This is a genomic window from Candidatus Infernicultor aquiphilus (assembly GCF_002784285.1).
Taxonomy (GTDB): Bacteria; Atribacterota; Phoenicimicrobiia; order Phoenicimicrobiales; family Phoenicimicrobiaceae; genus Infernicultor; species Infernicultor aquiphilus.
Window position 1 is genome coordinate 1 of sequence record NZ_PFKO01000081.1, and the last position, 12,095, is coordinate 12,095.

The window sequence follows — 12,095 nt, forward strand, 5'->3', positions numbered from 1 at the left end:
CAGTGCAGAAATTACAATCAGATAACGGAATTATCATATTGATAATGTTATGAGAATAGGGGATTTTAAGATTCCTAAGCGCAGAGGAAAGGTCCTCCATCTCTCGTACCCCCATCTCTTCAGGGATAGTAATCATTACAAATTCAGTTGTCTCAGGATTAGCCAATGTTTCTTGTATTTTACGCACATCCCGTGATAAATCCAAGAGACTTTCCACTGAATGTATCTTGGATAAATTTATTACTCCTTTATATTTTAAAAGCAATCTGAACACAGTTTTTAGCCACTTGCTTATTATATCCGGCGTCTCTAAAAATCTGAGCAGGTGCCCTGAGGCGGCAGAGTCCATGACAAAGAGGTCATAGTCACCCGCCTGCTGTCTGTCGGGCAGGGAAGTCTTCATAAGTTCAATAATCTTTTTCAAGGCCATAAGTTCTTCCAACCCTGGTGGGGTGAGGGTGATAAGCTCTTCCATCACTTCCTTATCAAACTTTATGTCCATTCCTGAAGAAACAAACTTATCAAATGCTTCCACTATATCTCCTCTATATTCCTCTTTAAGGTTGTTCAGCATTTGGCTGGCATCTAACTCTAAAGCATACAGATTGTCTGTGCCGTCCTGCACCTGGCGGAACTCATTACCTATTTGTTGATCGAAACTGTCAGACAGGGCGTGTGCTGGATCAGTTGAAAAAATGAGAACTTTTTTCTCCTTATTATATCGGGCTAATTGCAAGGCAGCAGCGCAAGCTATTGAGGTCTTCCCTACACCACCCTTTCCACCAAAGATAATAAGTTTAAGATTTTTCTTTAAAAGATCCTCCATCCCCCCTTGAGGAAGGGAAAGAATTTCAGATAAATGTAGGGGCAGGGCTTGTCCCTGCCCTGTTTTTTGGGCAACCACAAGGGTTGCCCCTACATTATAGGGCTTAGGTCCATCTTCTCCAAAAAGAATTTCCCCATACCAAGTTAAATCTTCTATCCCCCGAATTTGCTTAGGAAATAAAGGCATCTTGAGTAAATTATAGCAAGCAAACTTTTCTTCAATTTCCTTTACACATTTTTCTTGCTCTTTCTTCCTTGCTAAACAAAAAGGGCATTTATTGTCCTCTATAATAATACGATTAGCAATAACACTATTAACCGGAATTCTGGTATTCTCCAGTAGTTGAACCAGCCTTTCGATTTCATAAATGCTCATTGGCTCAGGAATGGTCACCGGCACAAACTCGGTTGTTTTAGAATCTGTAAGCAGTTTTTTTACCTTGCTTACATCGTGTTTCTGTGACTCAAGGAACTCATCACACTCATCCTTTACATATTTACCCGTAAACCTCTTAGCCATAAAACGATGTTTTTCCATCATCATATCCACTACTTCAACCCACTTCTCCATCTTCTCAGGCAAAGATAAAAATACTGTAGTATGGCCGGTAGGGGCGGTATCTAAAATGATTAGATCATACTCCCGGCTATTTAAAATATTGGCAATCTTTATTATTGCCATAACCTCGTCTAAACCGGGCAGTGACATAAGAAAGAAGCTCTCAATGTCTTCCTGGTCAAAAAAAGTTCCCCTTTCAGCCATCTTTTTAATTATGGCTCCATGTTCAGCTTTGTATTTCTTCAGTAACTCTTCAGCATCTATTTCATAACCCCAAATATTTCCCGCTATAGGAGTAATTTTATTGCCTATTATTAGGTCAAAACTATCACCCAAAGAGTGGGCCGGGTCAATGGAGATAACCAGTATCTTTTTCTCGGGTTTCATCTTACTTAAATGTAAGGCAGTAGCCGCTGCGGAAGTGGTCTTACCGCTTCCCCCTTTGCCGCCAAAGAGTATAAACTGTAAATCAGGGTTATCTAAGAATTTTAATTTTTGCATTTGCTACTACTTCTCACCTTCCTTACGCTTAGTACCTTCCTCTAATCTCTTCATCAGGATACCTTCTGCCTCATTTTACTCTTCTTCAGTTATCTCCCCTGTTTCCAGCATCAGTTGAAGCTTTAAAAGCTCATTCTTAATCTTGTCCTCACCGTAAAGTTCGTTCTCTGCCATGTCCCTGATTTTCTCAACAATCTCTGTAAACATTTTTAAAGGTGCTAATAACAATTCATCTATAATAAACATCTTAATATTCCTCCGTATTTATTATTAAGTTAACAAAATTAAATGGCGGCACGGTCCCCACATACTTAAAATTTATTTTATTGCCATATTTGTTTACATATTCATTTACTTTTTGGTCAAATTCTGGTTCTCTATATTTTTCTACCAGGAAGGCGGCGCTTATAATCATCAGCTCACCATAGGTATTGTTGTTCTTAACCTCTACAGCTAAAGGCGATAGGGTATTTAAAATACCCTTTTTATGAATCTCTTTCTCTTTCTGTAATGCTGCTTCGACCATCTTTCCTATTTCCATCCGTTGATAATATGTTTTCTCAGGAGGTAGGGCCGAAACCCTTTCTTTTAATCTCTCTATATCTTTATATTTTTCTAAAATATACTTATAAATAACATCCTCCTTAAATATTGCCTTTAGTCCGAGTTCTTTTTTACCTTTCATATCCTTTAATAGAGCAACGAACCTATCATACTCCTTTTCTAATATCTTTTTAACCTTTTCTTCGTCTTCAGCAATGGTAGCAAATCTTACCGGTAAAACTGTGTGTTCTTTCATTACCTCTTCAATCGCCTTCTCATGTGCAAGCGTATTTTCCCTTGATATTGAATATTTTATTATGGGAGAATTGCTTACTACAGCAGCTATATTCTGAAAGCAAATTGTATACAATTCATCTCCTCTGCAACCAATCCCTATTGAACCAAAAGTTTTAGCAACTGTTGTTGTTATTATACAATAAATATATTTTCCTTCCTTAACAACTTCTTCCATCTTACTCCTTTAGAAATTTTATTCTTTATCTTAACCGTGGTTATCTCTCTTAATCAGACAACACAGTTGTAACAGTTAAGGCCGCCTTATTTTTCCCATTCTTCAGGATAAATAACAATGTTGACAAAGCTATATACGGGCACAGGCCCAACATACACAAATTTTACTCTATCCCTATATCTCTCACTTAGATCCTCTATAATATTATCAAACTCTTTTTCCCGTCCCTTATCTACCAGGAAAGCAGCATTCATAAACATCTCATCGCCAATAATCTTATTAAGTTTATACTCAAAGGCTGTCCTTCTTAATGCATCTACTATTTTTTCTGCTTCCCGCTCTTTTTTCTTCTTCAAAGCTTCTTCAACCATCTTGCCAACTTCTGTTTTAGACGGTATATTTTTTTTACCTACCTCATTTTGAATTTTCTCTTTTGCCTTCTTAATTTCTCTATTCTCTTCTACAATCTCCTCAAAAATAACCTTCATATTCTTCCATAACCCTTTAACGCCTAATTCTACCTTGTGATCCATATTTCTCAAAAGACTCCTAAATTCTCGCAATCTTCTATCTAAAAGATTCCTTATCTCATCTGCATTAGAGGCAACGGTACCGAACCTGACTGGAAGCACGCTATCAAATTCATTCATCACTTTTTCAATTACCCTCATATGGGCTAACATATTCTCACGACTCACAATAAATTTGGTCATAGGATAGCTGCTTACCACCATACTTAGATCATCATAACCGATAGTTAAAACCTCATCACCTCTGCCACCTATACCTAGAGGCCCAAAATTCCTTTCCTGCTTTGTGCCGATGATACAATAGATATATTTTCCTTCTTTTTCCATTTCAGTCTTTTACCTTAACTAATATTTTGTTCTTTTCAAATTCTTCCTCACTAAAAGATAAGCTATCTTCTTTACCCGCCTGTTTACAAGCCCCGCAATAGTCATCAAGTATCCTGTAAGCCTTAGTTAATTCATCAAATTCTTTTTCTATTCCGGGAATATTTGGATTTCTATCCGGATGGAAAGAAAAGGCTAATTTCCTATAAACCTTTTTTACCTCATTTTTAGTTGCGAAATCATCCGAAAGCCTGAGTTTCTTTTTTGCCCAATCTATTTCTTCAAATTGCATTTTCTTTATCTCAAGCGTGTAAAAACTATAAGGAGGAAGTGGACCAACACATCTAAAATTTAATTTCTCCGCAAATTTAGTATTTATCTCCCCTACTTTTCTATCAAAATCTTTTTGCTCGCCTATATTTATTAAACAAGCTACATTAATAACCATCCTATCATCCATAAGTTCATGAACTTTAAAAGCCGTGCAGTAATTATTTAAAAAAGTCTGTATTTGAAGAGCATATTTTTCTCTTTTTTTATCCAATGCTTTTTTAATCATAACCCCTACTTTCATCTGATCATCTACAGTTATCCTTTTAGGATTAGTTAAAATTTTTTCTTTCAATTTCTTAATTTCTTCCTCTTCTCCAATTTCTTTAAGGATTGAATTAAAATCAGTCCATGTCGCAACGACATCAGTCTCTATTTTATCTCTTGTCTTTTCCATTACACCTTTTATAAGACTGTATCCTTTACTTAAAATATCTTTTACTTCAGCTTCATCTACAGCAAAAGTCCCTAATCTAACCGGAATAATGGTATATTTTAAGCTCATAATTTTTTCAATAACCTTTTGATGCCAAACTAACAGCTGCGCCGAGATATCCTTGCTACTATAAGTAAAGTCAATTATCTCAGAGTTACTTACTGCTGCCGAGACATCCTGATAAGGAATGGTGTATACATTTTCTTTTCTATAAGAATCCTTGGGGGTAAAAAGGTCCGAGGCACTATTAGAATTTATAATTCCGTATATACATACTCCTTTTTTACCCATAAATAACCTCCCCCATTTTTTAAGTCTTCTTTTTGTTTTCTTGCTCTCTTATCAATTTAATAGCCTCTGTAAAATGCTTCCTTGAAATATTAAACTTTGGTTTCCGGTTATCAGGGTTGCTGATATCTTGTTTCTTACTTAGGTATTCCCTAATAGCAAACATAGCTGCCTTTCTACAAATAAGCTCAATATCAGAACCCACCTTACCTTCAGTCTCTCTGACTAAATTTTTCAAATCAACATTTTCAGCAAGTGGCTTATTTTTAGTATGAATTTTAAATATTTCTTCCCTGGTTTTTTCATCCGGGGTAGGCAATTCAAGTAAAAGATCAAATCTTCCACTTCGGAGTAATGCTAAGTCAACCAAATCCAATCTATTGGTGGCGGCTAAAACAAGCACTCCTTTAAGTTCCTCAATCCCATCCAATTCAGTTAAAAATTGACTTAGCACCCGTTCTGTCACATGTGAGTCTGTGCTCGCAGAACTCCTCTTGGGAACTATGGCATCAATCTCATCAAAAAATAAAATTGTGGGGGAAGCCTGTTTTGCTTTCTTAAATACCTCACGAATGGCCTTTTCACTTTCTCCCACATACTTGGATATAAGAGCGGGACCTTTTATAGAAATAAAATTAACTCCGCTTTCATTAGCCACTGCTTTAGCCAGTAAAGTCTTTCCTGTGCCCGGCGAGCCATAGAGTAAAATTCCTTTAGGGGGATTTGTATTAGCTTTTTTAAACACCTCAGAATATTTCAACGGCCATTCTACTGCTTCTTTCAGTTCTTCTTTTATGTTATCAAGCCCGCCCACATCTTCCCATTTGACATCTGGCACTTCCACAAAGAATTCCCTGATCGCTGAAGGTTCAACCTCTTTCATCGCCTCTATAAAATTATCCATGGTTACTTCCAATTTTAGTAACGTCTCATAAGGAATATCTGCCATTTCAAAATCAATTTTTGGCAAAATCTTTCTTAAAGCCGACATTGCCGCTTCCCTTGCCAGTGCTTCTAAATCCGCACCTACAAAACCATGAGTAATCTCAGCTAACCTTTCTAACCTGACATTTTCTGCCAAAGGCATTCCTCTGGTATGAATCTGTAGGATTTCTAATCTTCCATTTTTATCAGGAATAGGAATAGAAATTTCTCGATCAAATCTACCTGGCCTTCTTAAGGCTAGGTCTAAAGTATTAGGAATATTGGTCGCCCCTATAACTATAACCTGTCCTCGGGATTCTAATCCATCCATTAAAGCTAAAAGCTGAGCTACGACTCTCCGTTCCACCTGTTTTTCTCCACCCATCTCTTCTCTTTTAGGGGCAATAGAATCTATCTCATCGATAAAGATTATAGCTGGAGTATGATTCTGAGCATCTTCAAATACCTTTCTTAAACGAGCCTCACTCTCACCATAGAATTTGCCCATAATCTCTGGGCCGGTTATATGAGTAAAGTAAGCAGAAGTTTCATTAGCCACTGCCCGGGCGATTAATGTTTTTCCTGTCCCCGGGGGCCCATAGAGTAAAACACCTTTTGGTGGATCAATTCCCAATCTTTCAAATACTTGAGGATATCTTAGAGGAAGTTCTATCATTTCTCTGATTCTTTGAATTTGGGTACTAAGCCCGCCAATATCTTCGTAGGTTAGCTTTATTGTTCTACTTTCTCCCACCTCTTTTGTTTTTATCCTTATTAAAGTAGTGGAATCTATCAAGACTATCCCTTCAGGTAAAGTATCTAATACTTTAAATTCGCACGACCTTGACCCAAAAAGAGTGGCCCTAACTCTATCACCAGAAGTCACCGGGAGGCCTCCTATAAGTGAGCCGATATATTTAGTATCCTCATCTCTTTGAAGAAGGCTTGAGATAGTTAAGGGCAAGAGCGTAATTTTATTAGCCGGTTTATAGCCAACTTTGTAAATCTTTACCTTTTCATCTAAACTAATTTGGGCATTCTCTCTTGATATTCCATCCATTTGAATAATCTTTTTACCCCTATCTTCGGAATAACAGGGCATTACTTTCGCAGGCGTTTTTCTTTTACCTTCAATCTCTATGATATCCCCTGCTTCAACTTCAAGTGTTTTCATGTCTGCTGGATCAATCCTGGCAATTGCCCTGCCTACATCTTTTGGCAAGGTCTCTTTTATTTTTAGGGTTAAAGTTACAAGGTCTTTTTTCATTAGCTAAAATTTCCTTATTTTTACTTCTAAGATACCATTTTTATAACTCGAGATAAGAGTTTCAGACTTAACTTTTACGGGAAGCAATATTTCTTTATGGTATTTTCTATCTCCGCTTTTCGCTAAAATATCAAGGATATCCCCCTTTAAATCTAACTTTATATCCTCCTCATTTACGCCGGGTATTTCAGCATAGACCCGAACCTCCTCCTTTTCGTCAAAGACATCGGTAAGGGGCTCTCTTTCTTCCTCGACAGTAGGACCTTTAGGAGTTTTCTTAATATTACCAAAGGTCTCTACCAGGGGTTTTCCTCCGGCTAAAGTTTTTATGCTAAAACCATAAATACCTTTTGCCTCTTTAGGTAACCCTTTAATTTCACCAAATTTTTTAATTTCTCCAGCTTCTTTAGTTACCTTGTCTGCCAAGCTAATCAAGTCACTAATTCCCTTAAATATTCCTCCGAATTTCACTTTTCCCAGATCAAAGTCAAATTCTTGGCCTTCTTTTTCTTCCTTTTTTTCTTTTTCGGCCATTTCTTTCACTCCTTTTCGTTTTATTTTAGGTTTAAATTTACAAAATTATAGGGTGGAGTTGGCCCAATATACTTAAATTTCACTCTTGGGGAATACTTGGATACTAATTCATGTATCTGATTATCAAATTCTCTTTCTCGGGCTCTATCCACTAAAAAAACAGCATTTATTAGCATCTCATCACCTTCCGTTTCATGGAGGTGAAAATTATAAGAGATTCTTTTTAAAACATTTATTATCTCCTGGCCTTCCTTATCTCTTTTCACCTCTAAAGCGGCCTTTACTATTTTTCCTAATTTTATTCCCTCGGTATAACTTTCTTTAAGGGATTTTTTAGCTATTTTTTCTTTGAGAGACTTAATTTTTTTGTCTTCATCTACCATCTCCTGGAAAATAACTTTCATCTCTTTCCAGAAAGCCTTTACTCCTAACTCTATCTTATTATCCATATCCTTTAATAAGTTTTTGAGTTCCAAATATCTTTTTCTTAAAAGATTTCGAACTTCCTCAGCACTACTTGCCACCGTGCAAAATCTCATTGGAAGGACGGTATAATTCTTCATCACCTCTTCAACAACTTTTTCATGAGCAATTAAATTTTCTTTATTTACCACATATTTATCCAGGGGGGAGTTGCTAATGACTGCACTGAGATCCTCATAGCCAATGGTAGATACTATCTCTCCTCTTCCACCAATTCCTATCGGACCAAAGTTTCTTCCCTCGTTAGTACCGATGATACAATAAATATATTTACCTTCTTCTGCCATTATATCTTCTCCTTCCGATGCATTATTTCTTGTTCTAAAGAGAAAATATAACTTTGAGGTGACCTTCTTCTCCTTATTTTAGCCCATTCTCGGGCCATTATTCTCCGAGCAAGAACTCCCAGGGAAGCCCCATTCAATCTTTTTAGTTTTCCCTCCTCTTCTTTCTCTTCCTTTTTTTGAAATTCGGTTATTCCCTGCTCTAACCAATTTACTATTCCCCTATCTCTTATTTTTTTTTCCTTATATTCTTTTAAGTTTATATTTACTATCTCCAAAAATGAATCTTCACTTTTCATAATTAGCCAGAAGGCTTCCCCCCTATTTCTTCAAGAATCGGCAGAGCCCAAAATGGTACTAAAGTATTACTTGATCAGCAGTGTTTATCGATCAGAACCTTTACTAAATTTTTCACTTTTACTTGGTTAATACTGCTCCCGATGCGACTGGTCTCCGAGGCTAAAATATCCTGGCAAATTTCTCTAAAAATCTTATTCTTAGCACTTACCAAACCACCTAAAGTGCTTAAGCTTTTAGCAATCATAATACAACCCCGGATAGTAGGTCTAAATTCACATTCTTCGGAAACTCGAAGGTCTCTTACAATATCTACAATTTTTGCTGCATCATTGTAAGATAGATCAGACTTAGCTTTGGTGATAGCAATCTCCGTCTCTCTATCGAAATAATCTAAATCCATAGTAATCATTCTATCCCTCAGGGCATCTTGACTTCGGTGAACACCAGCATACTCTTCGGGATTACTGGTAAAGATGGCTATAAAATCAGGGTGAACCTTTAAATAATCACCACCTCCCCGAGCGGAGGGCAAACCCATCATTTTTTCTTGTAAAATGGAAAGTAGAACATTATTGGCTTCTGGACGAGAACGAGTGAATTCATCATAAATAAGGATAAGTCCATGCTCAACTGCCACGGTCAAACGATTGTCTACCCAGCTTTTCTGAACATCTTCCTCAGCTTTCATCACCGAATGGATAAAATTGTCCACCACTCTCCTGCTGCGATAACCTTGCTCTCCCCCCACTAAATCGGAGGTAGTAAATTCTTCATCTCCATGAATCATAACCACCGGTCGATCAATTATACTGGCTAGATGCAGGGCAAGAGTAGTTTTCCCTGTTCCCGAAGGTCCCCGGAAATGAAGGGGAAAGCCAGCCTTAATATACCCTAAAGCTCGTACCGTTACCTCCTTTACAAACTTTGTTTCCACAAAATTTGGTAGTGCACGAGCTTTCAAAACAGTTGTGCCTCTGGTTACCATAATCATTAATCACCTCACTGGTTAAAAATCAATCTTTAATTCTTTAAAATTCGAAGGTTTAAAATTCCGGTTAATCTTTTGAGGGGAAGAATGATCTTTTCCCCAACTCCCCTTTTGTAATTTTTGTCTCCATTCTAAAACCTGTCTATTTTTATTTACGGTCTTAGCTAATTTATCCCTGATTTTTAGGATTTTTTCTTGAGATTTTTTTATAGCTAAATCTTGCTGGGCAAATCTTTGTATATCTTTTTGAATTGCTTGATTTAATTCCTGATCATCTAGAAGTGATTCAAGAATCTTTTGCTCTTTTTTGGTTCTGCATAAGGAATTAGTAGTTTTAATCTTTCGTTCGCTCCTATTTTCTAAACCGGTCCTAAAATCTCGAAATGTTTTTATAGCAACTAAACTTTCGTGCTTCATATACACCTCCTTTATCCACCTTACCTATCCAGTTTTTCGTATATTATATAGGGTAATATAAATTCTCTTCTTTTCGGATTTTATTTTCTTCCATAAGTTCCTTAACTGTTACTATATACCATCTCCAATCTTTTCCCAGCACTTCACCAATTCCAGAAAGTTTTATTCCCTCGGGATGTTTTTTAATCAAGGCTAAGGTTTTTTGTTTATCGCTCAAATCCTCCTTAATTTGATTTTGTTCTGGTTTAGGAAGCTCTTTTTTTACTATCTTTTTTTCTGGTACTTTAGGGATGGGCTTTACTCCGCTTCTCTTTTCTTGCAGGGTAGAAGCCGTTTGTTGCCAAGACAATGAGGCCTTCTCTAAATCAGCTCTTAGCTTATCTTGGGTACTACGGAAATCATTCAACATTCTACTTACTTCACTTTTTATCCCCTGATTAGACTTGGTTAAATTCTTCTTTAACTCCTTACTCATCTGGCTGTGAGAGACTTTGAAGTCATCCATCATCTTCTTAGCATCATCTAAGGTCTTACTTACCTCCTCTTTTCTCCTCTCTACACCAGTGGTTAAGTTTTCCTTTAATTCCTTACTCATTTGAATCCGGGAAATTTTAAATTCATTCATCATCTTCTGAGTATCCTCTAAAGTCTTACCTACCTCGGCTTTTCTCCTCTCTACGCCTTTAGCTAAATCTTTTCTCAAATCACTTCCTATCTTTTCCAGGGAGAGACGAAATCCCTTTAGCATATCCTTAACCTCACCTTCGAGATTCTCTTTGTATTTAGATAAATTTTCTCTTTGTTCAAGACTCATTTTTTTATGAACATTTCGAAAATTATTTAACAAATCTCGACTACTCTTTAACGTCTCCTCTGTTTCTTTTTTTAGCTGTTCAATCTTTTCTACTCTTACATCATAGGAACCTATAATCTCCTCACCTAACTTTTCCATCTCTTCTTTAATCCTCATTTTTTTATTCCTCCTTTACTTTTAGACTCAACTTAAATTTTTAAAACTCTTTACTTTTCAGACGAAAACCAGCTAAAGTCTCTATAACTTTTTTCCTTTCCTCTTGCCAGAGAGCTTTCCTTTCCCTCTGTTGAGCTTGAATCTCTGAAATTGCTACTTTAAAATCCCTTATTCTTAAAGAGTTTCCTTTACTTAGAAGGTCTCTTAAAGTTTGAGACATCAGCATCTGTTCAGCTCTATAAACTTCCAATTCCTTCCGAAAACCCTCTAACATTTTCCTAACTTCTTCTCCTCTTTTCTCTTGTTGTGTTTGAAGGTCTTTTAGAAAAATTTTAAAATCTCTTAATCTATTAGATTCATTCTCTTTAAGATGGTCAGTAAACTTAGCCAATCTTTCTCTTAAATTAGCAGCAATATCTTTCTGCTGATCAAGATAACCTCTTAATTCTTCTCTAATTATATGCTGGTTTTTCTCAATTTCTTCCTTTCGATTAGTTATTCCTCCCGATATTTTTTCGATCATCTGGTCGAAATCTTTTCTTCTTAGGTGCTGTTGATTAGTTAAGGCCTCTCGCAACTGAGCCTTTATTTTCTCCCTATCTTCCTTAGATTGTACTATATCATTTTGATACTCTTCTAACACCTGATAGGTATTCTCGATAATAGTTTTCACCTCAGAAATTCCATTATCATAAGAAGTAACAATATCTTTTAATATTTTTTCCATCTGATCAACCCTCACCTTTTTCAAAAAAATGGGAATCTTGGCGGAATGTACTCGTTTAAATACCCTAAGTTTTTTGAGGATATTTCGGCAAAATTCCCCCCTAAGTTAGCTTAACTTAAATAGGATCCTATGCTGCAGCGGTTGCAGTAAGGCCTATTGCCTCAGCATACTTTAGGTAAGTTTCCACTGATGCTATTACTACTCTTGCTTCTATAGCGAGAAGTTCAATTCCTACTAAAGAGACTCTTACCCATGCATCAACTACTACACCCTTGTCCAGAATTCGGTCAATGACTTCTACCAAACTGGAAGAAGCGATTGCTTTTTCTACTGCCATTTTTTTTCACCTCCTTTCCTGTTTTAGATTTTTTTTACAAAAAGAGATATAGTTAT

Annotated in this window: 14 protein-coding genes; all 14 read right to left on the reverse strand. The window is 36.5% G+C overall.

What is annotated here, in order from left to right:
* Positions 1 to 1,885 (reverse strand): ArsA family ATPase (locus tag COZ07_RS02225; RefSeq protein ID WP_406606967.1); only part of this gene is annotated, 1,885 nt, incomplete at its 3' end.
* A gap of 75 nt (positions 1,886 to 1,960) precedes the next feature.
* Positions 1,961 to 2,131: a gas vesicle protein GvpG gene (locus tag COZ07_RS02230; protein ID WP_406606968.1), complete on the reverse strand. Its 171-nt coding sequence runs from the start codon at positions 2,129 to 2,131 to the stop codon at positions 1,961 to 1,963.
* Between the two features lies 1 nt (position 2,132).
* A complete protein-coding gene (locus COZ07_RS02235; protein ID WP_406606969.1) occupies positions 2,133 to 2,900 on the reverse strand; it encodes a GvpL/GvpF family gas vesicle protein in 768 nt (255 codons plus the stop codon).
* Between the two features lie 86 nt (positions 2,901 to 2,986).
* Complete coding sequence (locus COZ07_RS02240; RefSeq protein ID WP_406606970.1) at positions 2,987 to 3,757, reverse strand: GvpL/GvpF family gas vesicle protein; 771 nt, start codon at positions 3,755 to 3,757, stop codon at positions 2,987 to 2,989.
* A gap of 1 nt (position 3,758) precedes the next feature.
* Entirely contained in the window at positions 3,759 to 4,811 is a 1,053-nt protein-coding gene (locus COZ07_RS02245; RefSeq protein WP_406606971.1) for a GvpL/GvpF family gas vesicle protein, read from the reverse strand.
* Positions 4,812 to 4,830: 19 nt separating this feature from the next.
* Positions 4,831 to 6,999 (reverse strand): CDC48 family AAA ATPase, encoded by a 2,169-nt coding sequence (locus tag COZ07_RS02250; protein ID WP_406606972.1) that lies wholly within the window; start codon positions 6,997 to 6,999, stop codon positions 4,831 to 4,833.
* 3 nt (positions 7,000 to 7,002) lie between these two features.
* Entirely contained in the window at positions 7,003 to 7,533 is a 531-nt protein-coding gene (gene hsp20 / locus COZ07_RS02255; RefSeq protein ID WP_406606973.1) for an Hsp20/alpha crystallin family protein, read from the reverse strand.
* A gap of 20 nt (positions 7,534 to 7,553) precedes the next feature.
* Entirely contained in the window at positions 7,554 to 8,303 is a 750-nt protein-coding gene (locus COZ07_RS02260; protein ID WP_406606974.1) for a GvpL/GvpF family gas vesicle protein, read from the reverse strand.
* Positions 8,303 to 8,599: a hypothetical protein gene (locus COZ07_RS02265; RefSeq protein WP_406606975.1), complete on the reverse strand. Its 297-nt coding sequence runs from the start codon at positions 8,597 to 8,599 to the stop codon at positions 8,303 to 8,305. The genes COZ07_RS02260 and COZ07_RS02265 overlap by 1 nt, the downstream gene beginning before the upstream one ends.
* Before the next feature lie 74 nt (positions 8,600 to 8,673).
* Positions 8,674 to 9,585, reverse strand: a complete 912-nt coding sequence (gene gvpN, locus COZ07_RS02270; protein ID WP_406606976.1) for a gas vesicle protein GvpN — start codon at positions 9,583 to 9,585, stop codon at positions 8,674 to 8,676.
* A gap of 21 nt (positions 9,586 to 9,606) precedes the next feature.
* Positions 9,607 to 10,005 (reverse strand): hypothetical protein, encoded by a 399-nt coding sequence (locus COZ07_RS02275; protein ID WP_406606977.1) that lies wholly within the window; start codon positions 10,003 to 10,005, stop codon positions 9,607 to 9,609.
* 43 nt (positions 10,006 to 10,048) lie between these two features.
* Positions 10,049 to 10,975: a hypothetical protein gene (locus COZ07_RS02280; RefSeq protein WP_406606978.1), complete on the reverse strand. Its 927-nt coding sequence runs from the start codon at positions 10,973 to 10,975 to the stop codon at positions 10,049 to 10,051.
* 40 nt (positions 10,976 to 11,015) lie between these two features.
* On the reverse strand, positions 11,016 to 11,702 hold the full coding sequence (locus COZ07_RS02285; RefSeq protein WP_406606979.1) for a hypothetical protein: 687 nt from the start codon (positions 11,700 to 11,702) through the stop codon (positions 11,016 to 11,018).
* Positions 11,703 to 11,829: 127 nt separating this feature from the next.
* Complete coding sequence (gene gvpA / locus COZ07_RS02290) at positions 11,830 to 12,039, reverse strand: gas vesicle structural protein GvpA (RefSeq protein ID WP_406606980.1); 210 nt, start codon at positions 12,037 to 12,039, stop codon at positions 11,830 to 11,832.
* Positions 12,040 to 12,095 lie beyond the last annotated feature (56 nt).

Coding starts and splice junctions, on each gene's coding strand:
- COZ07_RS02230 (WP_406606968.1), bottom strand. CDS start 2,131: ATGTTTATTATAGATGAATTGTTATTAGCACCTTTAAAAATGTTTACA.
- COZ07_RS02235 (WP_406606969.1), bottom strand. CDS start 2,900: ATGGAAGAAGTTGTTAAGGAAGGAAAATATATTTATTGTATAATAACA.
- COZ07_RS02240 (WP_406606970.1), bottom strand. CDS start 3,757: ATGGAAAAAGAAGGAAAATATATCTATTGTATCATCGGCACAAAGCAG.
- COZ07_RS02245 (WP_406606971.1), bottom strand. CDS start 4,811: ATGGGTAAAAAAGGAGTATGTATATACGGAATTATAAATTCTAATAGT.
- COZ07_RS02250 (WP_406606972.1), bottom strand. CDS start 6,999: ATGAAAAAAGACCTTGTAACTTTAACCCTAAAAATAAAAGAGACCTTG.
- hsp20 (WP_406606973.1), bottom strand. CDS start 7,533: ATGGCCGAAAAAGAAAAAAAGGAAGAAAAAGAAGGCCAAGAATTTGAC.
- COZ07_RS02260 (WP_406606974.1), bottom strand. CDS start 8,303: ATGGCAGAAGAAGGTAAATATATTTATTGTATCATCGGTACTAACGAG.
- COZ07_RS02265 (WP_406606975.1), bottom strand. CDS start 8,599: ATGAAAAGTGAAGATTCATTTTTGGAGATAGTAAATATAAACTTAAAA.
- gvpN (WP_406606976.1), bottom strand. CDS start 9,585: ATGGTAACCAGAGGCACAACTGTTTTGAAAGCTCGTGCACTACCAAAT.
- COZ07_RS02275 (WP_406606977.1), bottom strand. CDS start 10,005: ATGAAGCACGAAAGTTTAGTTGCTATAAAAACATTTCGAGATTTTAGG.
- COZ07_RS02280 (WP_406606978.1), bottom strand. CDS start 10,975: ATGAGGATTAAAGAAGAGATGGAAAAGTTAGGTGAGGAGATTATAGGT.
- COZ07_RS02285 (WP_406606979.1), bottom strand. CDS start 11,702: ATGGAAAAAATATTAAAAGATATTGTTACTTCTTATGATAATGGAATT.
- gvpA (WP_406606980.1), bottom strand. CDS start 12,039: ATGGCAGTAGAAAAAGCAATCGCTTCTTCCAGTTTGGTAGAAGTCATT.